A 26,440-nucleotide genomic window follows, 5' to 3' on the forward strand; every position below is an offset into this window, starting at 1 on the left:
TCGGTTCATATAGACGTCACGAAGAGTACATTTCTATTGGTTAAGCTTATTTTAGTACCAAAGCTAGGATACTCTAATAAAGAGATACTGACAGGAGAAGATGCAAATGATACAACAAGAGAAAATGAAAGTGCTCAAGAGAACAGTCAAAAAACGAACTTCAATTGCAGCTTTAACGCTAGCGTTAACCATGTTAGCCCCATTATCTGCAATGGCCACACCGGCTGCCATGAACAACAGCAACCTTACGTATGGGGCAACGAAGAAAACCGTGATGGAAAAAGCCAAATTACTGACTGAGACGTATGGTACGACGAGTCTGCAATATGCGCTCATCGATGGTGGAGAGATTGTGGTGTCCGGTCAAACGGGCAAGAACGATATAAACGACAAGGTACGTCTTACTTCGAACACGATCTATGGTATTGGTTCAACCAGCAAAATGATGCTTGCAGCCGCTGTAATGAAGCTGGTTGACGAAGGCAAGATCGATTTGGATGTGCCGGTTGTGAACTATATGCCCGATTTTAAAATGAAAGATAACCGATACAAACAGATCACACCCCGTATGTTGCTGAATCATTCTTCCGGTCTACTGGGCAGCTCATTCAGCAATGCCACCTTGTACGGAGATAATGACACGTATTCACATGATACGTTTCTGGAGCAATTGGCAGGTCAAAACCTGAAAGCAGAACCCGGCGCATACTCAGTCTACAGCAACGATGGTTTTACGTTAGCCGAGATTCTGGTCGAAAGAGTTAGCGGCTTCGATTATACCGCATTCATACACAAGTTTTTCACGGAGCCTTTGGATATGAAACATACGAAAACACCACAGGATGTGGTTAACCCGGCAGAAATGGCGGCAATCTATTCCCCATTTTATGAGGGACAACTTCCAAAAGAGAATTATAATATCATTGCTACTGGAGGTCTGTATTCCACCGCTGAAGATCTGGTCAAATTTTCACAAATCTTCACGAGACAGGTCGAAGGCATTCTTTCCAGTAAGTCTGTAGAAGCTATGGCGCAAGAAGAGTATAAAAGAGGCATGTGGCCAGAGGATAGCGATACGCTTATGTCTTACGGGTTAGGTTGGGATAGTGTGAACTTGTTCCCATTCAACGAATACGGCATTAAGGCCGTTATGAAAGGTGGAGATACGTTATCTTATCAGTCCTCATTAGTGGTACTCCCGGAATACAACATGGCTGCAGCCGTTATCTCCTCAGGCGGGTCAAGCTTAACCAATCATTTCATTGCCAATGAATTATTACTCAGCGCACTTGAGGAAAAGGGCGTTATTAAAGAACGGAAGCCGGAAAAAACATTTGGCGTACCCGTGAAGGCCGATATGCCTAAGGAAATCTCCAAGTTTGCAGGTATGTATGGTGGCAATAATTCTGTTACGAAGATCAACATCAATACGGCTGGACAAATGACGGTATCTTCACTTACAGCTCTGAGTAATCCGGCTCAAGAATACACATATACAGCAGATGGTACTTTTGTTAACAACGAAGGTACAGATAAGTTGAAATTCGTTGTCGAGAAAAATGGGAATACCTACTTGTGGTCACGGTCTTATATAACCGTTCCAGGACTCGGACAGCTGGCTTTCTCAGAATATAATGCAGAGAAGCTGGAAGCCAATAAATTATCAAAGGAGATTAACGCCGCATGGGCAAAGCGCGATGGTAAAAAATATTATCTGGTGAATGAGAAATACACATCAATGGTCTATCTCAATGCTTCATCGATCCTGCCTATTCATATGAATAAAGAGAATCCAGGGTATATGTCCAATAATAAGATTATTGGAGCTAACGAAGCAGCCAATCCTTTGCAAATTCCGGGTACTGCCGGACGTGATACGATGGACATTCATTTCTCCCAAAAGAACGGAGGAGAGTATCTTACAGCTTCGGGTTATGTATACGCCAGTGAGGAACTTGTAAAACCCATCTATCCGGGTAAACAATCCGCAACAACCATTCAAGCAGATGGATATGCTAAATGGTTCTCTGTACCAGCGACTGCGAAAGGAAAAGTCATGACAGTCAAGTTGCCTTCAAATGGAGCCTTTGCTGTATATGACCAGACTGGAATTTGTATTAATCACACCGTGGTCAGCGGTAAGAATAAAGTTGTCTTACCAGAGAATGGCCGCATTGTATTTGTAGGTGAGGCTGGATCCAAATTTGAAATTTCAATAAAAAAGTAAATTAACGGATTTGCAAACGGCTGTACGACAAACAAACTCAACAGGAGAAAACCATCATGATGAAAAAAATATTAATCATTTTACTCAAAATATTCGGAGCCATAGTTATCGCTTTTGCATTATTTATTGCCACTGTCTATTTTGTAAATGTATTTAGCAACAAGTCGGAGGCAGGGAAAATAAAACCCTATGGTCAGTCCGTAGCGGTTGACGGGAAAAACATGAATGTGTTGATCCAAGGAAAAGGTGAAGAAACCGTGGTATTGCTTCCGGGATACGGAACACCTGCCCCAGCCCTCGATTTTAAACCGTTAATTGATGAGCTATCTCCGTTTTACAAAGTCGTCGTCATTGAACCTTTCGGTTATGGATTAAGTGACATAACTGAAAAAGAGCGTACCACGGAAAATATGGTCAGTGAAATTCATGAAGCTCTACAGCAGCTTAATATTACTCATTACACGCTGATGGGTCATTCCATTTCAGGAATCTACGGACTAGATTATGTAAACAAATATCCAAACGAAGTAAATGCTTTTGTTGGGATTGATAGCAGCGTTCCAACGCAGGGAGGCAACGATGATCCATTCCCAACAGATGTGTACAAACTGCTCAAAAAATCAGGGTTCTACCGATTGTTAATGAAACTGGCCCCTGATCAACTGATTGCACCAGCTGTTGATGATGAAACCAGAGAACAAATTAGAATGCTTTCACTCAAAAATACGTTTAATCCGAACAACTTAAGTGAAGGCGAAAATTTTGGTCCCAATTTCAAAGCTGCTGAAGGCTTGACCTTCCCCAAAGATCTGCCTGTCATTTTCTTTTTACAAGCGAATGATACCGAAACGGAAGGATGGATACCTTTGCATGAAGAGCAAGTTAAAAATTCAGTACATGGTAAAGTGATGACATTCGAAGGTGGACATTATTTACACCATACCCGATCCAAAGAAATAGCCGAAAACTTCAGGAAGTTTATGAATGAAGTAAAATAAACTTAGAACAAACGTAGTATCTTTCAGAATGGATTTCAGAAAGAATGAAACGCCCGTTCCCCAGTAGAACACAGGGGAACGGGCGTATTTTCCATACTCATTATTATTGATTTGTTAACGAAATTTCGAACCTTGAACCAGCTTCACCAGCAAATACAATCGTACCGTTTTCAGGCAATGTAACTTCATTTTCACCACTAACCACAGTATGATTCGTACTGATACCCGTCTGGTCATATACAGTGAAAGCACCTTTCGAAGGCATCTTCACTGTCATCACTTTACCTGCGGCTGCTGCCGGTACCGAATACCATGTCGCATAACCATTCGTTTGAATCGTTGTCTTCGATTGTTTCCCCGAATAGAGCGGTCTCACTAGTTCTTGACTGACGTAGACCTTTCCTCCTGCTGAAACGTATTCTACGCCGTTTTTCTCGAAGAACTTATACTCCATCGTATCCCGGCCAGCCAAGCCTGGAATTTGCAGTTGATTCACGGCCGAATTAGCATCAATAATTTTATTAGTATACACATAACCTGGTGCTTCATCGAACATATGAATGGGGATGATCGGCGTTGCACTGTCATATACCGTTGAGGTGTATTTTTCATTCACCAGGTAATAAATGTTGCCTTCACGCTTCTGCCAAGCGGCTGTTACATCTTCGGATAATGAATTGGTTTCGAGCTTTTCTGCCTTGTATTCCGAGGAGGCGATCTGTCCAAGCCCTGGCACCGACTGGTACGAACGGGACCACAAGTATGTATTCCCGTTATCCTCTTGAGTGAATTTCAACTTTTCTGTACCTTGCTCGTTCACGAAAGAGCCATCTTCAGTATACGTATACTTTTGTTCGGTACTGTTCGGCGACAATAGCTGGGACATCGTCAACTGTCCTTCATCATTCACTTCCAACTTCAATAACGAGCTGCCAACCGCCCCATAAATGCCAGCATACTGCGTTAGCTCTTTCGGCATGGTTGTTTTTACAGGGGCGCCAAATGATTTTTCCGGCTTCCGCTCTTTAATAATATCTTTTTCCTCAAGTGCGCTAAGCAACAGCTCGCTCGCAATCAATTGGTCGGTTGTGCTTGATCCACCTGAAGAGGTAACGGCTGCAGCCATGTTGTATTCCGGAAGCACAATTAATGACGAATGATAAGCAATCGTATTGCCGCCTTTGGTAACTGCCTTGATGCCGTATTCGCTGAATGGGAACAAGTCTACACTATCCCAACCTAACCCGTACGAAATCGATGAATCGCTGTCCTCTGGCCACACACCTTTTTTGTACTCTTCTTGCGTCATTGCTTTTGCCGACTCACTGGAAAGAATACCTTTGACCTCTCCCGTAAAGATTTGCGAAAATTTGACGAGGTCTTCGGCAGTAGAGTAAATGCCTCCAGAGCCAATCATGTTCGTGTTCTCTAGTGGAAGTTCTTCCTTATTCAGCTGCGAATAAGTTACTGCCATTTGGTCAGGGTCAACCAGATCCTGCGGCGTTTTGGTGTGGCTCATGCCCAAGGGTTCGGTGAAATTCTGTTGGATGAAATGGCTAAAGCTCGTGCCGCTTACCTTTTCGACCAGAATTTCAGCTAAAGTAAAGCTATCGTTACTATACACCGAGTAGGCTCCCGGATCTGCCTTCAAATTTTGCTCGGCCAATTGATCCAAAAATGTATCATGTGCATAGGTATCATTGTCCCCATATAGTATGGCACTACCGCTTGAGGTTCCAAGAATCCCGGATGAATGATTCAGCAACATACGAGGTGTGATCTGTTTGTAACGGTTATCTTTCATTTTAAAGTCAGGGATATAGTTCACAACCGGCACATCCAGATCGATCTTGTCTTCGTCAACCAGCTTCATCACAGCGGCTGTGAGCACCATTTTACTGGTTGAACCGATGCCATACATTGTATTAGAAGAAAGGGGGATACGGCCCTCCGGGTCGTTTTTGCCTACTTGTCCGGAGATCACGATCTCTCCCTCATCCATGAGTGCGTACTGCACACTTGTTGTACCGTATGTTTCGGTAAGCAGCTTGGCCTTCTCCATCACCGCTTTTTGGGTCATATTATACGTGAGGTTACTGGTGTTACTGTTTGCCGGTGCGGCGAGAGCATTCATTGGGGCTAACATGGTTAACACCAGGGTTACAGCGGCGAATGAAGTTCGTTTTTTCAGTGTCAATCTCATCTTCTCCTGTCTTATCTGTAGATTAGGTATCTCTGTGGTGGTACGTAAGTTAGTGTACTCTAGGACGGTGAACTAAATATGAATTGGGCCAGAATAAAATGGAAAAATACGGGTTGACAGAAAAATCCCTTACGTATACAATCGTATACATAAACAATTTGTATACAAATGTATACGAAGATGGAGGTGCTTCAAAAATGAGAGAAAGACATATAAATGTGAACGAACAACCTGATCGCCATGGAGAGCGGTCCAGACGGGGTCGTGGGGAAGAAGAGCGACAAGGTGAAGGTTCAAGACGTGGGAGAGGGCATGGAGAGCATCACGGAAAACGGGGTAATGGGGCACAAACGTTTCGCCGTGGAAGAATTTTAGTCTTTTTGGAACAAATGCAGAATCGAAGAGCTACGTTGGCCAGACAGCTTGGTCAGGAGGAGTTCCGGAATATTCATCAGATGATAAGTGGTGAACTGAAAGCCATTGATCAGGTCATTGATGAATACATCCAACTTTTTGAATTACAAAATGAAGAAGAAAGCCCTAATCAGGATCTGGAGAGTGAATAAGAATGGTTCGTCGTTTTTTCTCGTATTATCGTCCTTACAAAAAACTATTTTTAATTGATTTTGGTTGTGCAGTACTAGCTGGTTTACTAGAGCTGGCATTTCCACTTGCTGTAAGCAAGTTCATTAATGAGTTGCTGCCAGGTCAAGATTGGCCACTCATTATCCTCGCATGTATTGTCTTGCTGTCGATCTATGCGCTGAATACCGTCTTGAATTATGTCGTGACCTACTGGGGACATATGCTTGGCATTAACATTGAAACCAACATGCGTTCGAAGATGTTTGCTCATTTACAAAAGTTATCCTTCCGGTTTTTCGATAATCGCAAGACGGGTCATCTGATCGGTCACCTTACCAATGATCTCAACGATATTGGAGAGGTTGCTCACCATGGACCTGAGGATGTATTCATCGCGATTATGACTCTAATTGGATCTTTCTGGCTTATGGCGAACATTAATTTAGAGCTTGCACTGATCACCTTTGTCATTATTCCTATCATGGCCTGGGTCATTATTGTGTTTGGTGGGCGCATGACGAAGACCTATCGGCGCCTCTTCGGAGATGTGGGGAATTTCAATTCCCGTATCGAAGACAACGTAGGCGGAATTCGTGTCGTTCAATCGTTCGCTAACGAAGAGCATGAGAAAAAACTATTTTCCGTAGATAACGAGAACTTCCGTAAAACAAAGCTGCTTGCTTACAAAACGATGGCGAAGAGTATATCGGTCAGCTACATGATGATGCGTTTGGTTACTGTGTTCGTTATGATCAGCGGTGCTTGGTTCTTTATCGATGGCAGAATTGATATGGGTGATTTCATGGCATTCCTGCTGTTATCCAACATCTTCTTCCGTCCGATTGAGAAAATTAACGCCGTAATCGAAAGTTATCCTAAGGGTATTGCAGGATTCAAGCGTTATCTGGAAATCATTGATACCGAGCCGGAAATCGCTGATGCGAAAAATGCCGTGGAGCTAAAAAGCGTCCGTGGAGATATTCGCTTCGAAAATGTCTCATTCGGTTATGAGGAAAATCGACGTATTCTGAATAATATCAGTTTGTCCATCAATCCAGGGGAAACCGTTGCATTTGTGGGTCCTTCCGGTGCAGGTAAAACGACCATTTGCAGTCTGCTTCCACGGTTCTATGAAGTAGAGGAAGGTCGGATTACCGTTGATGGAGTTGATATTCGTGAGGTTCAGCTGGAATCTTTGCGCAAACATATCGGTATTGTTCAACAGGATGTATTTCTCTTCTCAGGCACAATTAAGGAAAATATCGCTTATGGCGATTTAACGGCAACAGACGAGCAAATCTGGGATGCAGCCCGTCGTGCATCTTTGGAAGAGTTGCTTCTTACTTTGCCAGAAGGGATCGATACGATCATTGGTGAGCGTGGTGTCAAACTTTCCGGAGGTCAGAAACAGCGCCTGTCCATTGCTCGGATGTTCCTGAAAAATCCACCGATTCTCATTCTGGACGAAGCAACGTCCGCTCTGGATACCGAAACCGAAGCATTAATCCAGAAGTCCTTGGCGGAACTGTCAGTGGGGAGAACAACCCTTGTTATTGCACACCGACTGACAACGATCAAGAATGCAGATCGCATCCTTGTAGTCAATGCGGATGGCATCGCAGAGCAGGGTAACCATGAGGAACTGGTCGCTGCCGGAGGCATATACAGCAGACTTCACCAGGTGCAATACAGCCATTCTTAATAGCCAAAAAACAAACCGTGCATTTGCGCGGTTTGTTTTTTTGTTTTTTTTGTTTTTCAATAAAGTGACATTCATTTGAACTATAAAGTTCATCAATATTATATATTGTTGACAACGTCCACTAAACTGATTATTATAATGTTGACAATGTCCACTAAAAGGGAGGGTTTCACATCGACTCTCAGCAAATAAATGCAGATATGTTGACTGAAATGCGGCGTTTTAACCGTTTTTATACCAATATACTCGGTGTACTCGATAAGCATATCCTGGGAACGGGATACTCCTTCGCTGAAGCAAGGGTCATTATTGAAATTGGCATTCAAGGGGAGAGCATTGCGAACAATCTGGTGGATACACTGACCATTGATCGCAGCTACATGAGCCGAATTGTAAGTAAACTGACCCGAGAAGGGCTGCTGATGAAAGTGGATTCAGCTGCTGACAGCCGCGTTAGTTTGATTCGCCTGACTGAAAAAGGGCAGGAGCTTTACGGTGAGTTGAATGAACGTTCAGATCAGCAGATTGTGAAGTTAATGCAAGGTTTGGATGAGGAAGAGATCAGAGAAGTTTACGCTTCAATGATGAATATTCAGGATAAGTTGAACAAAAGAGCAGGAGAGACAAGACGATGATACGATTCGAATGTGATTACAACGAAGGCGCGCATGAGCGCATTTTGCAAAGACTGATTTCAACGAACATGGAACAAACGAGCGGTTACGGTAAAGATGCCCATTGTGATCGGGCGAGAAGCCTTATTCGACAAGCTTGTGAAAATGAACAGGCGGATGTGCATTTTTTGGTTGGTGGTACACAGACCAATACAACGGTTATTGCCTCCATTTTGCGTCCATACCAAGGCGTGATTGCAGCGACTTCGGGCCACATCGCGGTTCATGAGACGGGAGCGATCGAAGCCACAGGTCACAAAGTGATCACGGTACCAAGCGAAGATGGGAAGATCACGTCAGATCAGGTCAAAGCGGTCTATGATGCCCATTGGAATGATGCAGCACCTGAACATTGTGTCCAGCCCGGAATGGTTTACATATCCCAGCCTACTGAGAACGGTACGATGTACAGCAAGGCAGAGCTGCAAGCATTATTTAATGTGAGCCAACAGTGTGGTCTCCCGTTCTTTATTGATGGGGCACGTCTTGGGTATGCTCTTGCTTCCCGGAATTGTGATACGACTCTCGCTGATCTCGCCCGCCTATGTGATGTATTCTATATTGGCGGAACCAAGATCGGAGCATTGATGGGAGAAGCGGTAGTCATCCTGAATGACAAGCTTAAGCCAGATTTTCGTTATATGATCAAACAAAAAGGCGGCCTGCTTGCCAAAGGCAGATTGCTGGGCATTCAGTTTGAAACGCTGTTTGAAGATGGTCTGTATCTTGAAATTTCCCAGCATGCGGTGGACATGGCCATGTTGATTCATGATTCGCTTGTGGAGCAAGGTATTACTTTCCTATATGATTCACCAACCAATCAGCAATTTCCGATTCTGCCAGATGATCTGCTTCAGGATTTACGCAGCCGTTACTCGTTCACATTCTGGGAAAAGGTGTCCGATACACACAGCGTCGTTCGTTTTTGTACCAGTTGGGCAACCCAGCGGGAAAATGTGGACTCACTGATTCGTGATATTTCCCATGCTCTGAACAAATTGAAAGCTTGTGTGTAATCATTAATCCCTAAAGATAGTACATCGGCGGAGTAAAACGCCAAAGAAGAAGTCGCCATGTTAATGGCGACTTCTTTTTTTGTTTACTGCTAAATGTTCCATGAATGTACTTCTAAAATTGAATCACGACCATTTGATGACAGGACCACTCCGGTATCGTGTAGGTCACAAGGCCGTTCACCTGACTGAATGGGAGACTAAGGTTCTGTGGCGCCAGATACACATCTTGTACTTGTTCGGCAGCCGCAACCGTCACCTCTGTATTGATAAGTGGAGGGATATCCTCGATAACTTCCACACCTTGTCCTCTACGTACTGGAGAGGCATACAGTAGATGATTCACCCAACGGTTCGAGTTCTTCTGAATCTGCAGCGTGGTAACCCCTTGGGCAGGCAGGTTGGTCATCAGCGACTTGTTGTTACTCAGTAAACGGTCCAGCGCGTAACAGATGATTTCCTTGACAGCCAAGCTCCCCTTCGTCGCATAATCTTCAAAAACATTCCACGCGATATAGATTCCATCCTGACCTTCAGCCATGCCAGTTCCCGATTCCTGCAGATCAGAAGGGGTATGCTGGTGAGAGCAGAACGTGAACAAGTCACGGTTAAAATATGAATTCTCCTTACTGCCAAGTACGATGCCGTCTGTCTTGGGCACTGTGTTCTGTCCTTCGGTATACATGACAAAAGAGGCTGTACGCAGGGAAGGAAGCTCGAAACTCGGACGGAAATAGGAGGGACGGAATGGGGAAACCTCCTGATATTCTACACCCCAATCGAATTCAAAGCCCGTTCCATCCGGTGAGAGTCCGGAACGGCCAGTGGCGAGAATTTTGCCGCCCCCGGCAAGAAAGGCTGTCAGTTTGGTTTTGATTGACTCTCTAATGCTAATGGCATCCGGCAAAATAACAACTTTATATTTGGACAGATCAGCCTGCAGATCTACTACATCGAAGAGATAGTGGCCTTCCAGCAAAACTCTTACAGCACCGGTATCGTGGTGTTTGTGCTGGTTATGAGGATCGCCTCCGGATTCCCATAAGGCTGCTTCCACTGACAGCAACGCGATATCGGCCATAGCGGTAGTATCGCGACACCATTCTTCCTTTGCTTCTACCTCACGGTAAGCTTCCCCGATCAACGAATACGTGGCAAGGTCCATCTGACCACCTGGATGCAGCTGATCTCCAATGGAGCAGCGAGCTCCATTCGCAAGGCTCAGCGCAGTTTCATAACGCAGCGCGTTGGGGTGCTTGTATCCACCGAATTCGCCCCAGGAAGTATGGAATTTTCCGGTCATGCCGAGGAAATCCATGCCTAGGGTTTGCGCATAACGTGCAGAGAGCGGGAAATGGTCGTACCCCCAGCCGCCCGTTGGTAGCGATTCCAACTCCAGATGGGTATTCACATGAGCGAGATCCCGCCGCCCTCGGTCGACGTGACTGCTGTTGTGGAACACTGGTAATCCGGGTTTCACTGCATGCACAGTCTCATTCATTCGATTAGCATAACGAGCATACGTCTGCTCCCACAGTTTTTTCATATCTTGAATGTTTCGTGGATCGGAGCCCTGTGAGCGAATCTCGGCAACACAATATTGACAAAAACATTCCCGAACACCAACGATATCGAGGAAGATGCCGTCCGCATCATAATTCTTTACGACTTCCTCGACCTGTAGGGTAAGCACGTCAAGATAAGGGGTATTCATGCAAAATTGATGATATCCCGGTGTCATGAAGTCGGCTGTCCAACTGATTTGCTCCTGCTGATTGCGGATGAGCCACTGAGGATGCTTGCGGGCGAGTCGCTCATCCAGGCCAGCAGAGAGATAGACCGGTGTCTTCACGCCTATCTCATGAGCAGCTTCAATCTGGGCACCCAGAAGATCGAAATTCAGATGTGGATGCATTTGATTGGCGGTTGTCGGGTGATAGGCCCAGCCATGATGGCACTTGGAGAAAATGGTGATGGAATCGACGTATCCAGTCTTAAGCATCTCCTGAAATTGCTGCTTCGAAAAATCACGGCCAATGCCTTCAATGGCTTCTGACGTATGAAAATCGAGATGAACTTGACGAAATTTCATGCTTGCATCCCCCTGGTCATTAAATGATAGAATCATATTATATCTACCACTCTAATCGATCATCAGCTCCGATACAGCTGACAATCACGACTATATATAGCACATTATCTACATTTTAAACAAAGGAGGGATCTCATGCTTGTACTTGAACTTCAAGTTCCGCCGTTTCCGCTATTAGCAGCCATTGGGCACACCGAATGGCAGCCGGGCATGCAGCATGCCCAGCGTAGCTTTGATGTGTTTGATCTTATTATTTGCGCCAAAGGAGCGCTGTACATGGAGGAAGATGGCCTCCGTTACGAGATTGCGGAAGGTATGATGCTGGTTCTTGAACCTGGCAAAGACCACCGTGGCTATAGACCAACGGATGTGCAGACGGAAGTATACTGGATTCATTTCCAGCTTCCCTCTGTGCAAAAGATGATTTTGAAAGAAAAGACGACTTGGGAGCAGCCTTTACTTCAACAAACAGACCAGGATATTGAGGCACCCCCAGGAGTCATTGAAATTCCCAAATTCGCCGGGGTGGATTTACGTAACCTGGAGCCGATAATGAAAGAAATGCTTGATCTGCACCATGTACTCACCCGTCAGCGCTCCTTCGAGCTGCATGTTCTGTTGGGCCAATTCCTGCTGCAGTTACAGAAGGGAATGAGACAGAACAGCCCGCAGGCTCGTTCCTATTTTCTAAGCGAGAAGGTGGCGACTTATCTTGGTCAACGTCTAGATCAGCCGTTTGATTCCGGACAGATGGAGCGTGATCTGCTTTATCATTTTGATTACCTGGCCCGCTGTCTGAAGCAGTATACGGGGATGAGCCCGCTGCAATACAGGCATCACCTGCAAATGGAGAAGGCCAAGCGGTTATTGGCACATTCGGAGCTTCCACTGAAGCGTATCGGTGAATTATGTGGACTGCAGGACCATAACTATTTTACACGGTTATTCAAGCGTCAAACTTCCCTCACGCCTGGAGAGTACCGCAAGAAGCATCAGTTGTATTTTATGGAATAGATATGATCAAACGAAAAACCGCCCGAAAGGGCGGTGGATGATGACGTATTCAATGTCCTGGAATTTCAAATGATCAAGCTTTAAAGTCCTCGCTTCGTACAGGACTAGCATTCGATAAGGCCTGCCGAAGACTATCCGCTCCATGCTCCTGGTAACTAGGAGTCCCCGGTTGTTGGCGCCACGATTCGTCCAAACCGCCAGCGTCTATGGCGTCAAATCCCAACTCTTCGACAAGTTGAAGTACAATTTTCTTTGTATCCGGATCATCACCAGCTACCGGGAGAGCAAGTCGATCAGGTGAGCCGGCAGGCAGTCCACGTTCAAGCAGATTAACAGCGGAAATACCATTAAAGGCTTTGTTGACAGGATGTTTCAAGAATTGCTCGACCCAGCGGCTTTCAGGTAAGCCACCCTCGATCTCGGCAATCAAGCCGTCACGCTGACGGGGGTAATAGTTCCCGGTGTCAATAATGGCAGCACCAGGTGCAGTTTGGTCTAAGATACCATCAGGGAGATCCGGAATATTCTTTTGTGGAATCGTTACAATGACCAGCTCGGCTCCATGGGCGACTTCCGTTACTTCAAGTGGTTTTGCGCCTGTCTCTTCAGCTAGATCCGTCAAGGTATGAGGACCGCGCGAGTTAGCAATCGAGACATCATGACCAAGTTTGGTGAGACGACGGGTGAGATTGCCACCGATATTTCCCGTTCCAATAATTGCGATTTTCATTTATTCCGACTTCCTTTCCCGATTTAATATGGTATGACATCTTCACTGTAACAGAGAACAATAGAGCTGTAAACAACTTCTTGACTGAACGTTACAAATTACCTATACTAAGATTTATTATTTCGTTGAGAAGGGAGGAAATGAAGTGACCAGAGGTGGAAGACCACGAGAATTTAAGGATACGGCTGTGATTGACGCAGCCATGGATGCCTTTTGGTTGAACGGATACGAAGGGTGCTCTACTGAGGATCTATGTAAACAGACCGGTCTCGGGAAGGGCAGTTTATATAATGCGTTTGGTAGCAAACATGATTTATATGAAAAGGTACTCCAGCGTTACCATGAGGAAGGAATACGGGAGCAAAGCGAGATTTTACAGAGCCCCTTACCGTTGAAAGAAAGATTACGCGGCCTGCTGGAGTGGGGTGTACAGGAAGATTTCTCGGAATCAGGGCGAAGAGGCTGTCTCCTAATTAATGCAGCAATGGAACGGGCACGGGTTGATCCTATGGTTGAAGAAGTGGTGACACGGCATATCGGATTGTTGGAGGATGCACTTTATAATCTGATGGAGCAGGGTGTCCAGACAGGAGAGATTACTTCAGGGAGACCAGCCAAAGAACTGGCAAGCCTGTTCCTAAGCAGCTATTACGGACTTCGCGTGCTTAACAGTTCTTCACAGAACCGTGATCTGGCAAAAAGTATTGTAGAAGGTACATTGGCAGCTATTTACTAGCCGGGTAATCCGGCACTTTTTTTTGCATTAGTTTTGTACCGATCATTACAATAGTGTGGTTTTATAACTCATATGAAAAGGGGAATTGAAGATGCCATTGGCAATCTATGTGCTTAGCTTGGCTATTTTTTGCATGACTACCTCAGAATTTATGGTAGCTGGAATGATGAATACACTTGCGGGGGAATTTGGAGTATCTGTCTCGCAAGTAGGATATTTGATTACAGCCTTTTCAGCGGGGATGGTCGTAGGAGGTCCCTTACTAACCGCTGCTCTGCTGAATATGCCTAGGAAAAAAGCATTTATTATGCTAACCGGTGTGTTTCTCGCTGGACAGTTGCTTGGCGCGATCGCAGGTAGCTATGAGGTTATGATGGCCTCACGCATCATAGCAGGTGTTGCTTCCTCGGCTGCTTTTGGCGTATCAATCTCGATCTCTGCTTCGCTGGTGGAAGAAAACCAGCGGGGACGGGCGGTGTCGATAATCTTCGGTGGTCTTATGATCGCCACGGTTCTGGGTACACCTGCTGCAACGTGGGTGGCCGATGCTTATGGCTGGCGTTTCAGTTTTTGGGCGGTCGCCATTCTTGTGCTACTGTCAGGAGTAACTGCATTGAGGTTGATCCCTGTATTATCTAGACCGGAGCCCACAAGTTTGCGTCATGAAATGAAATCTTTTCGCAATCGCAAGCTATGGGCGGCTTACCTGACAAGTTTTCTTATTATAGGAGCTACCTTTGCAGCATTCAGCTACTTTGCTCCAATTTTTACAGAGCTGACGGGCTTTTCAACGTCCGCGGTGCCACTATTGTTTGTTGTGTATGGAGCTGCTACGGTTGTTGGTAATCTGATTACTGGTCGACTGGCGGACCGATACACCATGCTGATTCTAACGATAGGGCTTGTTCTCTTGACGTTTGGTCTTCTGACATTCGCCATTGGCGTACATACAGCTGCCGTGGTTATTCCTGCTGTAGTCATCATCGGGTTGGTCGGGGTTCCAATGAATCCGCCTATGGTCGCGCGAGTGATACGCGCGGGAGGAAGTGGTCTGATGGTAAACACCGTTCATACCGCGATCGTCACCTTTGGTGTAGTGGTAGGGTCTTCTGTTGGTGGCTTGGCCATTAGTGCCGGTTACGGCCTGGTTGCGCCGATCTGGGTCGGGGTTGTGTTGGCTTTGGTAGGTGTAATTTCGCTGCTTCCGTATATGCGTGGAATCTTCAAAGTTAAGGTTGCAGATATGGATATAAAACATTAAAAAGCGTTTGATAAGCCGATTTGGCTTTCAGAATATGGTGTGGTGTTCAACAATATGAATAAGAGCAGCCCAGATACGATAAAAGTACTGGACTGCTTCTATTTTTTTGAAATGTGCCCCGGGACATTTCTTCGTATTATTTATAATACAAATGAATTACCCTAATAAATTATTCTTCTGAGATAAATCTTTTGCCAAGCCACAACATTCCGACGCTAATGATTAGAAAATATAAGGGCATTATCAGCAATGAACCGTTATGCAGAGCACCCATTACCCATGTCGTAAGGCTTACCAGCAAATAGTAGCCCAAGCTGAATATGGAACCTGCTGTGCCAATTACATCTTGAAAATGAACAAGCGCAAGACTTAGACAATTGGGCAAAGCAATACCTGCGCCAATCAACAGAACAAACATGGCAGTTAACATGCAGATGATTTGCAAAAGATTGGGCAGCATAGACAAGCTGCTTCCAAGGGTTAGGAGCAGAGCCCCGCTGGTCATGACCAGACAACCCAAACGAATAATCTTTTCCGGTGCGTAAACGGTCAATAACCTTTTGGAGATCATTGCACCGACCACCGATGCCAAGGCCACAATAATGCCCAGAAAACCATAAACGCCAGGCGACAGATCAAAGTGTTCAATGAAGATGAAGGGAGCTTCGGCATAATAACTGAATAAAACTCCGTTAATACCACCGATCAATACCCCAAACACCATTACGCGCGGCATGGCGAGCATCTTTTTAACAACCGGAAGTATAGCCACCTTGGATCGTAAAGAAACGTTCGTTGTCTCCGGCAGTTTAATAAAAGCATATATGAACAACAAAACGCTCATCAGTACTAACGCAAAGAATACCCATCTGAAGCCAAGGGCCTGATCAATCCAACCACCAATAAGGGGCCCAACTGCCGGCGTAAATGCAATGACAGCAGAGATTTGCGCAAACATCGCATGTCTTCGATCTCCCGATACACTTTCGCGAAGCATGGTTTGGGTGATAATCGAGCCAGTTGCGGCACCGAGAGCCTGTACGAAACGGCTGACGAGAAGCAACTGAATTGATTCCGAATAAAAGCACATCAAGCTTCCGATCCCATATACGATGAGACCGCCCAGCATTGCAGGTCTGCGACCAATCAAGTCGGACAGCCAGCCCCAGCAGAAAACGCCTAAGGCAAATCCTATAAAATAGATGCTTAACGTGAATTGTACGGAACTATTAGATACACCAAGTGCTGCTGCGATATCTGGCAGCGATGGAGTGTAGATGGTTTCGCTGATTTGTGGAAAAGCGATAAGAACAATCATTAAAAGCAAAGATGGTACAGCATATTTCTTCATTATATATTAGCCCTCCTACAAGCTTATACTCTTTTATGACAACAAGAATATGAGCCTAGCTAGGGAAAGGGGGGCATCATGATGGCGAGACGACTATAAATCATCATTTGTTGAATTACCTTTCATCATTATAAGAGTAGGAGGGTTTGACAATCATTGTTAATACTCGGCCTAGGTTAACATGCTTGAAATGGCAAGTCAACCAGCTCTAGCTAATCGTACGACTAAGCAGTTTTGTCCCAAGCTCTGAACGTACTAGACTTGGAATTATGAAATTTAATGAAGCTAGCTATACGCCAAATGGCAATATAGGACAGGGCAACTACATTATTCAGGAATCCAAGAGTCTTGGGATCAATGCCTGAGATGAACAAGAAGTCAAAGAATCGGATCGAGAAGATAACAATAATTAAAACATAAAGAGATACGTTTCTTTTATAATACATCTTGCCATCCGATTTCCGCTCGAATTGGGTCACCAGAATTAATGGGATCGACAGAATTGCACCTATAGCGATCGAACTGATCATTCTGCCTGATGTAAGCACCAATGTAGGGTCGAACAATTCAAACAAAGATGAAGAGATATAAAGGATCGGAATTAATAATTTCCGGCCTGATTCGTGCAATGGCTTCTTGCTGCCCTGGATAACGCCCCTTAAGATAAGCACGACAATTAATAATGAGATTGTTAAAGATATTGGATTCATGGTAAGCACCTCGTTTGTTTTTTGTGTAACCTAAGTATCGAGGATATTTAAAATTTATATCAGTGTACAAAGTAATTCGTTTAAGGTGACTTTTGTCATCTTCCCAAAACAAATAGGGCGACCTCTTCCCAATTGAATCCGGGAAAAAGTCGCCGCTTCAAAAATCTTTTTTTGTTGTCTATGTGACAGGGCTATGACCTCGGAAGGCACCTGTCGCTCAATTTGACGAAGTAGAACAACTTGACCGCAGCAATTTTTTACAGTTAGATCGTAACGGCCCTGATGGTGGCAACGGACAACTACTTGTTCGTTATAAGTTCCGTTAGCTGGTACATATCTCTTTTTTAGTGATTTTTTTGGATATGTCCACTCATTCATTGCAGTGCTGGAGTGAGCTAAAAAATATCAAACGGTCGCATCATTTCGTAGTCTTCATGCTCAAGCATGTGACAATGCCATACATAACGCCCGGTAAAAGGTCCGAAACGAGCAATAATCGTTGTAACGTAACCGAAGGGGGTTGCTACAGTATCTTTTAATCCCATTTCATACGGATTAGGAGGAGTGGGCGGACCTGTGTAAATAAGTTTTCCGGTTTTCTGAAAATGAGAAACATCAAAAGGTTGACGATCAAGAATTTGAAAATCAACCAAATGAATATGAATGGGATGAGGATCATCATCAATGATATTGATGATGCGCCAGGTTTCAACCGTATTTACTTCAATTCTTTCGGAAATTCGATTCATCCACATTTTTCCATCTAATAGATTTAAGGAGCGACCATATTGATCCTTCACTCTGACAAGTGTTAAATATCTTGTTCTCTTTGCCATACTTTTTGGGAGTCGTTCGAATGCTTCTAAATAAAATGGAAGTGAGCTGGTATCTATACTTTTTAATGGGACACTTATTCTGAATTGCATGATATCTATTGTTTCAGGGGACGCACTCTTGGTGACATTTTTGAGAATAATAGTTTGACCATAATATTGCGAAAAATCAATGATCACATCTATACGCTCGGCACTTAAAAGTACAAATTCGTTTATTCTTATTGTTGTCTCAAGAAAGCCGCTATCGGTTCCGAGTTGATAAAATGGTTGATTGGATTCCATTTTTAATGTAAGGATTCGACTATTGGATGCGTTTAAAATCCGAAAACGGTATTTTCTTGGTTCTACCTCCAAAAATGGATAAACCTTGCCGTTTATCAGAATGGTATCCGCATCAAAAGGAGGAACAAGGGAAGGATGAGGCAAGTTTGCATCGTTTTGATCCGGTTTGCTGGGGTAGTTTAGAGATCCGTCCGGATTGAAAGATCGGTCCACAATGAGTAGAGGGATTTCATATTTTCCTTTCGGAAGATTAAGGGATTGTTCATTTTGGTCTCGAATGAAATAAAATCCCGCGAGTCCTGCGTAGACGTTCAATCTTGTAATGCCTACTGTATGATCGTGGTACCATAACATTGTAGCTCGTTCAATATTTGGATACGTATAAACCTCTCGTTCAAACAAAGGTCCCGTTTGCTCAAAATTTCTCGTAAACCAAGCCTCGGGGTAGCCATCACTATGAGCTGGCGTTCTTCCTCCATGTAAATGCACAACGCTCCTACCCTCTGGAACAGTAATTTCCGAACCATGAATCGTAGTATCAACGGGAAGAAAGTGCTTATTGGGCAGGTCGTTCATCCATTTAACAAACACGGTTTCATTCTTCATCACTTCAAACGTAGGACCTGGAAATGTTCCGTCATAACCCCATAAACGGGTAGGCCCGAGGTCTCTATGTAGCTTCTGAGAAAACTCCTTCATAGTCACTTCGTAATAAGAACTATTACTGCTTCGCTTCCTAGGAGATAATGTGTTTGGAATAGGCAGTTCATCCACGAATTTTTGTAGTTTTATCTTTTCAGGCATAAGAATTTGGAGCCTCCCTAAGGTTAGAATTACTATGTAATTTTATGATCTTGAACTTGTTCATTATGTTAGTTGTATATAACTATTGGGTATGCATTCTATTTGTATGTCAGTTATACAAACGAGTAAAACGATAGTGATTTCCGCAATCTTTCACTATATGATAAAAGAAATGGATGATTTCAATGAAAGGGAGCGTCGCTTTGGATCGGAAAAGTGGAACAAACACTCTTGGAAGGGCTTTGGATATTTTATTTGCGTTATCTGAGGCGAATGGAACATTATCAGTTAGTGAGATCGCAGAAAAGGTCAGCATTCCAGAAAGCTCAACCTATCGTTTTTTGCAAACGCTTGAAAAGAACGGGATTGTGGAGCGTAGGGGCAAAAATCAGATCGGACTTGGTTTGCGTATTCTAGATTTAGCTCGTAGCTTGAATCAACAAATTCATCGTGAGTTGTTGTCACTTGCATTGCCTATTATGATCAATCTGATGGAGTCTACACAGGAAACTTCGTTATTGTTCGTTAGAACTGGAAATGATGCTGTTTGCATTCAACATGTGAAAGGTCGAGGTCTTATTCAATTTGTAATCGAAAACGGTAGACGTTTGCCTTTACATCAAGGCGCTTCTGGAAAAAGTATCCTGGCTTTTGAAAATGAGAAGACGATTGAGCAGGTTGTAGCGAATATTACAAACGATCGGAACCGATCGGAATTGATTGATAGTTTGAAAGCTGTCAAGGAACAGGGCTTCGCTTGTACTGAAGGAGAATATGATCCCGATGTATTTGCGATTGGAGCACCAGTATTGGATAGTCATGGTCTTGTCGTGGCAAGTCTATCTATTGCGGGTCCTTTATTTCGCGGGACGAAAGAGAGGATACCCGAAATGATTAATAGCGTTATGGAATCGTCCAAGCATCTCTCCAATCTACTTGGAGGGGAATAGAAGAAAATCACCGATCACAATTAATCCCGATAGAAATAGTGGAATTAATGATTGACAAAAGAATGTCCTTGGTAATATTATTGAAATAAGAAATTTAATTATCGCATGTTAATAATAAATGGCTGACCATAACAGTGGAGGTCTTGTTTTTCGCCCATTGGCGAGAAATAAGGCCTTCTTCTTTTTTAGCAAGAATTCGCAATAATAGTTAAATGATGACTGAAGGATGTAAAAAAATTTATTCGTTTATCCGAGTTAACAAATTTGTTTACTGTATTTTGGAGGGAGAGGAAGAACGATGACTGAAGCAGTGGCAGTTGAATTCCAGCATGTAAATAAAAATTATGGCTCTGGCAGTGTGCTGCATGATTTTAATCTTACGGTACCGAAAGGACAGATTGTAACAATTATAGGACCCTCGGGTTGCGGCAAAACTACACTGCTCAAAATGATCAATCGTCTTGAGGAACCGAGTCAGGGAAAGGTTCTTGTTGAAGGGCGAGACGTAGGAGCCGCAGATGCAGTCCAACTTCGACGCGATATCGGATATGTAATTCAACAGATTGGACTGTTTCCACATATGACTATTGAAGAGAATATTGGCATTGTTCCGAGGCTTAAGGGAGCGAGAAAGGAAGAACGAAAAGAGAGGGTTGATCTATTACTGAACCTGATCGGTCTCCCAGCTGAACAATATAGCAAACGTTATCCCCATGAGCTTAGTGGCGGGCAGCAGCAACGGATCGGAGTAGCCCGTGCATTGGCGTCAGACCCTTCCATTATTTTAATGGACGAACCCTTTAGCGCACTTGATCCCATCAGCCGAGTCCAGCTTCAAAAAGAACTGATCCAGCTGAATCAGCGGCTGCATAAAACGATAATTTTTGTCACCCACGACATTGAAGAAGCGCTGAAGATCGCTGATCGGATTATTCTACTGAAGGAGGGTGAGGTAATTCAGAACAGTACACCTGCGGAGCTGCTGGCCCATCCGGCAAACGACTTTGTGATCGAATTTATCGGCCAGGAGAGGTTTCGTCCTTCTTTTCCAAGTGGGATGGCACAGCATATTATGATTGACGGTATCTCGATAAGTAATATTTCAACAATCTCAGAGGCACTTGAACTCCTGCGCTTGAATCAGGCTGATGCTCTTGCTGTGACCGGGAATTGGGGAGAACTGCTGGGTATTGTAGGAATCGAAGAAATCAGCGAACATCTGCAGCATGACAGCAAAATGAAGGTCGGTGATATTGTGAAAAATGGGACCCGCGCCCTCTTTGAGAACACACCGATCTCTGATGTATTCGAACTGATGCAAAGTCAACGAATATTGCCTGTCGTGGATGATCAGAACCGTTTAATCGGTACGGTAACCCGTTCAGGTGTTATTGAAGCCATTGGTCGACACTTTCACCGAGAGGAGACCAGTGCATGAACCATATATGGGATACGTTAGCTGCTGACTGGCCGATGATCGTTGAGAAAATGGGAGAGCACATGTATCTGTCCCTCATTTCCGTCCTCATGGCGGGAATCATTGCAATACCCCTTGGTATTTATCTGACCAGCCGCAAGCGGATGGCGGATACAATCATTACTGTAGTCTCTGCCATCCAGACCATTCCAAGTCTGGCGTTGTTCGGATTCATGATTCCGCTGGTAGGCATCGGCACAACACCTGCCATTATTGCATTGACCTTATATGCCGTGCTTCCGATGCTCCAGAACACCTATGTCGGTATTAATGGAGTTCATCCTTCTCTGATTGAGGCAGGAACCGGGATGGGCATGACCAAATGGCAGATGATGAAGATGATTCAGCTTCCGATTGCGCGTAGTGTCATCATGGCCGGCGTAAGACTCGTCGCGGTGCAAACGATAAGTCTTACGACAATTGCGACCTATATTGCCGCAGGAGGACTGGGAGATATCATCACAAGAGGCATTGCCATGATCAATACGGTTACCATTATGGAAGGGGCCATCCCCGTCTCGCTGCTGGTAATCTCCGTTAACTTCATTTTGCTGCTTCTTAACAGGGCACTTACCCCAAAGGGGTTGCGGCATTTGAATAAATTTTAAGCTTTTACCTAGGGAGAGGGGCACCAATCATGACAACCACCAACAAAAAAAGATGGAATGTAACCAAAGGAGGCAGGCTACTTATCACCCTTGGGCTGGTGTTGACAACCGTGCTGACAGCAGTGGGGTGCTCGAATTCCAATGCGTCCGGGCGTAACGATACCATCGTACTGGCCACGAAAGGATTCGCAGAGTCTGATATTTTGGCCAACGCCTTCAAACTCTTGGTTGAGAATGACACGAAGCTGAAGACAGAGATTAAGAAGCTGGACAACACACTGCTCTGGAATGCCATTGACTCAGGGGATGTGGATGCCTATGTAGAGTACAGCGGGACGGCCTTGATTAATATTTTGAAGCAGGAACCAGAATTTGATGCAGATAAAGCATTTAAAACAGTCGTAACCCAACTCAAGGAAAAGAACAAATTGATTGCGCTAGACCCCCTAGGGTTCAACAATACCTATGTCTTTACAGTACGTAGAGAAACCGCTGAGAAGTATGGGCTAAAGACAGCTTCTCAACTTGCTGAGAAATCAGGTGAACTGGTTTTTGGAGCCAGTGAGGAGTTTCTGAATCGCCCAGATGCCTGGCCTTATGTAGAGAGCATACACAAACCAAAGTTCAAGGAGACAAAGTCCATTCAGGACCCTTCCTTGCAGTATCAGGCGATAAAGCAAAAGCTGATTGATGTGAAGCTCTCGTATTCAACGGACAGCCAAATCCTGGCCAATGACCTCGTAGCGTTGGAGGATGACAAGCATGTGTTTATTCCGTATGATGCATTTCCAGTGGTTCGTGAGCAGACGCTGGATGAACATCCCGAGTTGAAAGAAGTCCTCAACAAGTTGGCAGGAAAACTGGATGAGAAGGCAATGCAAAAGTTGAATGCAGAGGTGGAACAGGATCAGAAACCGGCACTTGATGTTGCGAGGGACTGGCTGAAAGCCCAAGGGCTAATCAAGTGAATTTCTACATGATGGATCAATAATTAATGGTAATTACGTTGTCTAACAACGAGTTAATAAGAGAGGGTGACGCATTGTGAGTAATGATAAACGGCAGCTTGCGCTGGGGGCAATGATGTTTTTTCCGGCGGGTGAGCATATTTCAAGTTGGAGACATCCCGGGTCTGAAACAGAGGGACTCCTTGATTTCAATTATTACAAAAGAATTGCGCAGACGGCGGAGCGTGGAAGATTCGACATGTTCTTCTACGCCGATGAACTGTACGTCTGGGATCGATTCGAATCCGGTATTAGCCATGCCAATAGCATTCGGCCGGAGCCGTTCACACTGCTTTCCGCTTTGGCGGCGGTAACGTCTCATATTGGTTTGGCGGCGACCATCTCGACGACCTATAACGATCCGTATCATATTGCCCGGAAGCTGGCGACGCTGGATCATTTCAGTGGCGGGCGAGCCGCGTGGAATATTGTGACGTCTCAGACGGACGAAGAGGCCCGGAACTTCGGTAAGGAACGCCATCTGCAGCATGAGCTGCGATATGAACGTGCGAAAGAATTTGTAGAGGCAACGCAAGGACTTTGGGACAGTTGGGAAGAGGATGCACTGCTGTTCGACAAGGAAAATGGGTACTTTGCAGACAAGAACAAGCTGCACAATCTGGATTACGAAGGTACTCATTTTAAAGTAAAAGGACCCCTTAATATCTCCCGTCCACCACAAGGGTATCCTGTTTTGATCCAAGCCGGAGCTTCGGAAGCCGGTAAAGAGGTAGCCGCGGCAACGGCCGAAATTGTATTTGCCCCTGGTGGCACATTCGCAGAAGGGAAAGCGCTGTATGAAGACATCAAGGGAAGGCTTTCCAAATATGGACGTTCCCCCGATGAGATCAAGATATTGCCTGCCTTGATGCCCATTATTGGTGCTACTGCGGAAGAGGCAGCAGAGCAGCTTGCTATTGTGGAGAATCTTACTCCAGACCGACTGGCTTTGGACTTGCTATCACATTACATCGGGGTAGACGTTTCCGGCTATCCGCTGCATGAACCGCTGCCTTTTCTACCTGAAGTAGAAGGCTTTAACCAGAGTAAAAGTGGTTTACAACGTATCCGACGTATCCTCAAGGAAGAAGATTTGACGCTGATTCAGCTTGCCAAACGGATTGTAAGCAAACGGGCTTTTGCCGGAACTCCCGAGCAGATTGCCGATCATATTGAGGAATGGTTCAACAATGGTGCTGCGGATGGATTCAATATTGCCTTTACTCACCTTCCTGGTGCTCTGGATGATTTTGTAGCAGAGGTAGTGCCCATTCTTCAGCGTAGAGGTTTGTTGCGCCTAGAATATGAAGGAACTACACTGAGGGACCATTTTGGACTCAGCAAACCAGAGAACCGCTATTCACAAGAAAAGATTACTTTAGGAACGGCAGAAAGATAACTCAACGAGGAAGTACAAATAGCTCTAATGTGATGATTTAGCAGGAGAAGGAAAGCGAGGAGTGACTGTGAAAAAGATTGTTGCCGAACGAGGCGGCGTGCTGCGATGCAAAGGCTGGCGTCAGGAAGCACTACTGCGCATGCTGGAGAACGTGCTCGAGAACGGTGAGAACCAGAAGGAGCTGATCGTCTATGCCTCCCTTGGAAAGGCCGCCCGTAACTGGCCTTCCTATCTGGCAATTGTCGATACCCTAAAGCAATTAGAGGAAGACGAAACACTGGTCATTCAGTCAGGCAAACCGATTGGTGTATTCAGAACCCATCGGCAAGCACCACTTGTCGTAATGGCTAACTGCAATCTGGTCGGCCGATGGGCAACCAGTGAGAATTTCTATGAGTTGCAAGATAAAGGACTGATCATTTGGGGCGGCCTTACTGCGGCTGCTTGGCAATACATCGGATCACAGGGTGTCATACAGGGAACCTATGAAATCTTCCAAAGTATCGCAAGGCTGCACTTCGGCGGCGATTTGCGAGGACGTTTCATTCTAACCGCTGGATTGGGCGGTATGGGGGGCGCGCAGCCTTTAGCAGGTTATATGGCTAATGCGGCAATCCTTTGTGTAGAGGTTGCGGAGGAGAGAATAGACAAACGAATTGCTGCCGGTTATTTACAGCGAAAGACAGATAGCCTGGATGAAGCATTACTATGGATTAATGAAGCTGTAAGCAGCGGCACAAGCCTGTCCGTTGGACTGCTCGGAAATGCTGCGGATGTTTATCCAGAACTGCTTCGGAGGGGTGTCCAGCCGGATATTGTGACTGACCAAACATCTGCACATGATTTGTTATACGGCTATATTCCAAGCGGATACTCACCTGCATCCGCTGGTGTGGCACGACGAGAACATCCGACGGAGCTTCAAGCCGCTGCCGGAGCTTCAATTGCGAATGAAGTAAAGGCGATGTTGGAATTCAAACAACGGGGCGCGGTTGTTTTTGACAATGGTAACAATATCCGTTCACAAGCAGTGCAATATGGAGTTACGAATGCTTTTGAGATCGATATATTTACGGAAGCTTTTCTTCGTCCCCTTTTTGCGCGGGCTATCGGTCCTTTCCGCTGGATCGCTCTTAGCGGAGAGGCAGAGGATATACGAATCATTGACGATTATATCCTGAAAGAATTTAGTGATAATGACATCGTATCGAATTGGATCAAACTCGCGAATACGTATGTGCCGTTTGAGGGATTGCCGGCCCGTATAGGCTGGTTTGGGCATAAAGACCGCAGCAAGCTGGCACTCGCGGTTAACCAATTGGTTCGAGAAGGAAAACTTGCAGGACCAGTCGCCTTCTCCCGAGATCATCTGGATGCAGCAGCTATGGCTCATCCCAACATTATGACCGAGCGAATGAAAGACGGAAGCGATGCGATTTCGGACTGGCCGTTGTTGAATGCCATGCTCAATTGTGCATCCATGGCTGATCTGGTGGCGATTCATTCCGGCGGAGGGGGCTACTCTGGTTATATGACAAGTGCGGGAGTCACCATTGTAGCCGACGGATCAGAGGCAAGTGATGCACGTCTTCGTACAGCGCTTGACAATGATACTGGTCTTGGCGTACTCCGTTATGCGGATGCCGGTTACGAGCAATCGTTGGCCGAAGTTCAAACCAAGGGGATTGCCCGAATTGTTACCCATCAATATGAAACCATTTCATCCACTGTAAAATAACATCGGGAAATGGTCCAACGAAATTTTCATCCAGGAGGAGATT

General features: G+C 45.1%; 21 protein-coding genes. 15 read left to right on the forward strand and 6 right to left on the reverse strand.

The features are described from left to right. The first annotated feature begins 106 nt into the window (after window positions 1–106). Together BLS14_RS04430 and BLS14_RS04435 are read left to right on the forward strand one after the other, a co-directional pair. Window positions 107–2,227 carry a serine hydrolase domain-containing protein gene (locus tag BLS14_RS04430; protein WP_090949724.1) on the forward strand — a complete coding sequence of 707 codons (2,121 nt, stop codon included), beginning with the start codon at window positions 107–109 and terminating at the stop codon, window positions 2,225–2,227. A gap of 56 nt (window positions 2,228–2,283) precedes the next feature. After that, a complete protein-coding gene (locus BLS14_RS04435; protein WP_090949726.1) occupies window positions 2,284–3,225 on the forward strand; it encodes an alpha/beta hydrolase in 942 nt (313 codons plus the stop codon). Between the two features lie 103 nt (window positions 3,226–3,328). Here the strand turns inward: BLS14_RS04435 and BLS14_RS04440 are convergent, their stop codons facing one another. Further along, the gene (locus tag BLS14_RS04440; RefSeq protein WP_176854337.1) at window positions 3,329–5,428 is read right to left on the reverse strand and encodes a serine hydrolase domain-containing protein; all 2,100 of its coding nucleotides are present in this window, start codon (window positions 5,426–5,428) and stop codon (window positions 3,329–3,331) included. 218 nt (window positions 5,429–5,646) lie between these two features. Here BLS14_RS04440 and BLS14_RS04445 point away from each other — a divergent pair, with 218 nt between their 5' ends. The 4 genes from BLS14_RS04445 to BLS14_RS04460 all read left to right on the forward strand — a co-directional run bounded on the left by BLS14_RS04445 (window position 5,647) and on the right by BLS14_RS04460 (window position 9,405). Continuing rightward, entirely contained in the window at window positions 5,647–5,994 is a 348-nt protein-coding gene (locus BLS14_RS04445) for a hypothetical protein (RefSeq protein WP_063565241.1), read from the forward strand. Window positions 5,995–5,996: 2 nt separating this feature from the next. Beyond that, the gene (locus BLS14_RS04450) at window positions 5,997–7,715 is read left to right on the forward strand and encodes an ABC transporter ATP-binding protein (protein ID WP_063565166.1); all 1,719 of its coding nucleotides are present in this window, start codon (window positions 5,997–5,999) and stop codon (window positions 7,713–7,715) included. Window positions 7,716–7,915: 200 nt separating this feature from the next. After that, window positions 7,916–8,350, forward strand: coding sequence for a MarR family winged helix-turn-helix transcriptional regulator (locus BLS14_RS04455; protein ID WP_231952523.1), 435 nt, complete (start codon window positions 7,916–7,918; stop codon window positions 8,348–8,350). Then, entirely contained in the window at window positions 8,347–9,405 is a 1,059-nt protein-coding gene (locus BLS14_RS04460) for a threonine aldolase family protein (RefSeq protein ID WP_072732737.1), read from the forward strand. The genes BLS14_RS04455 and BLS14_RS04460 overlap by 4 nt, the downstream gene beginning before the upstream one ends. A gap of 112 nt (window positions 9,406–9,517) precedes the next feature. Here BLS14_RS04460 and BLS14_RS04465 read toward each other — a convergent pair whose 3' ends face one another. Then, a complete protein-coding gene (locus BLS14_RS04465; RefSeq protein WP_090949727.1) occupies window positions 9,518–11,494 on the reverse strand; it encodes an alpha-amylase family protein in 1,977 nt (658 codons plus the stop codon). A 135-nt stretch (window positions 11,495–11,629) separates the two neighbouring features. On the opposite strand from BLS14_RS04465, the gene BLS14_RS04470 reads away from it, so the two are divergent. Further along, a complete protein-coding gene (locus BLS14_RS04470) occupies window positions 11,630–12,508 on the forward strand; it encodes a helix-turn-helix transcriptional regulator (RefSeq protein ID WP_090949729.1) in 879 nt (292 codons plus the stop codon). Between the two features lie 73 nt (window positions 12,509–12,581). Here BLS14_RS04470 and BLS14_RS04475 read toward each other — a convergent pair whose 3' ends face one another. Then, on the reverse strand, window positions 12,582–13,238 hold the full coding sequence (locus BLS14_RS04475; RefSeq protein WP_090949731.1) for an NADPH-dependent F420 reductase: 657 nt from the start codon (window positions 13,236–13,238) through the stop codon (window positions 12,582–12,584). Between the two features lie 145 nt (window positions 13,239–13,383). On the opposite strand from BLS14_RS04475, the gene BLS14_RS04480 reads away from it, so the two are divergent. Together BLS14_RS04480 and BLS14_RS04485 are read left to right on the forward strand one after the other, a co-directional pair. After that, entirely contained in the window at window positions 13,384–13,974 is a 591-nt protein-coding gene (locus tag BLS14_RS04480) for a TetR/AcrR family transcriptional regulator (RefSeq protein ID WP_072732740.1), read from the forward strand. A gap of 91 nt (window positions 13,975–14,065) precedes the next feature. Then, complete coding sequence (locus BLS14_RS04485) at window positions 14,066–15,235, forward strand: MFS transporter (RefSeq protein ID WP_090806129.1); 1,170 nt, start codon at window positions 14,066–14,068, stop codon at window positions 15,233–15,235. A 169-nt stretch (window positions 15,236–15,404) separates the two neighbouring features. Here BLS14_RS04485 and BLS14_RS04490 read toward each other — a convergent pair whose 3' ends face one another. From BLS14_RS04490 to BLS14_RS04500, 3 genes are all read right to left on the reverse strand, one after another. Continuing rightward, window positions 15,405–16,586, reverse strand: coding sequence for a multidrug effflux MFS transporter (locus BLS14_RS04490; protein ID WP_090949735.1), 1,182 nt, complete (start codon window positions 16,584–16,586; stop codon window positions 15,405–15,407). Window positions 16,587–16,810: 224 nt separating this feature from the next. Beyond that, the gene (locus BLS14_RS04495) at window positions 16,811–17,296 is read right to left on the reverse strand and encodes a CcdC protein domain-containing protein (protein ID WP_063565158.1); all 486 of its coding nucleotides are present in this window, start codon (window positions 17,294–17,296) and stop codon (window positions 16,811–16,813) included. 395 nt (window positions 17,297–17,691) lie between these two features. Then, window positions 17,692–19,218, reverse strand: coding sequence for a multicopper oxidase family protein (locus BLS14_RS04500; RefSeq protein ID WP_090949737.1), 1,527 nt, complete (start codon window positions 19,216–19,218; stop codon window positions 17,692–17,694). 185 nt (window positions 19,219–19,403) lie between these two features. Between BLS14_RS04500 and BLS14_RS04505 the strand changes: the two genes are divergently transcribed. The 6 genes from BLS14_RS04505 to BLS14_RS04530 all read left to right on the forward strand — a co-directional run bounded on the left by BLS14_RS04505 (window position 19,404) and on the right by BLS14_RS04530 (window position 26,397). Next, a complete protein-coding gene (locus tag BLS14_RS04505) occupies window positions 19,404–20,168 on the forward strand; it encodes an IclR family transcriptional regulator (RefSeq protein ID WP_063565157.1) in 765 nt (254 codons plus the stop codon). A gap of 298 nt (window positions 20,169–20,466) precedes the next feature. Then, complete coding sequence (locus tag BLS14_RS04510) at window positions 20,467–21,606, forward strand: ABC transporter ATP-binding protein (protein WP_063565156.1); 1,140 nt, start codon at window positions 20,467–20,469, stop codon at window positions 21,604–21,606. Further along, window positions 21,603–22,253 (forward strand): ABC transporter permease, encoded by a 651-nt coding sequence (locus BLS14_RS04515; RefSeq protein ID WP_063565155.1) that lies wholly within the window; start codon window positions 21,603–21,605, stop codon window positions 22,251–22,253. Before BLS14_RS04510 ends, BLS14_RS04515 begins: the two co-directional genes overlap by 4 nt. Window positions 22,254–22,282: 29 nt before the next feature. Continuing rightward, window positions 22,283–23,221, forward strand: coding sequence for an ABC transporter substrate-binding protein (locus BLS14_RS04520; RefSeq protein ID WP_090949738.1), 939 nt, complete (start codon window positions 22,283–22,285; stop codon window positions 23,219–23,221). Window positions 23,222–23,297: 76 nt separating this feature from the next. Next, the gene (locus tag BLS14_RS04525) at window positions 23,298–24,659 is read left to right on the forward strand and encodes an LLM class flavin-dependent oxidoreductase (RefSeq protein ID WP_063565153.1); all 1,362 of its coding nucleotides are present in this window, start codon (window positions 23,298–23,300) and stop codon (window positions 24,657–24,659) included. Window positions 24,660–24,720: 61 nt separating this feature from the next. Then, complete coding sequence (locus BLS14_RS04530) at window positions 24,721–26,397, forward strand: urocanate hydratase (protein ID WP_090949741.1); 1,677 nt, start codon at window positions 24,721–24,723, stop codon at window positions 26,395–26,397. Window positions 26,398–26,440: the final 43 nt, after the last annotated feature.

Source organism: Paenibacillus sp. OK060 (genome assembly GCF_900101205.1).
GTDB classification, from domain to species: Bacteria; Bacillota; Bacilli; order Paenibacillales; family Paenibacillaceae; genus Paenibacillus; species Paenibacillus marchantiae.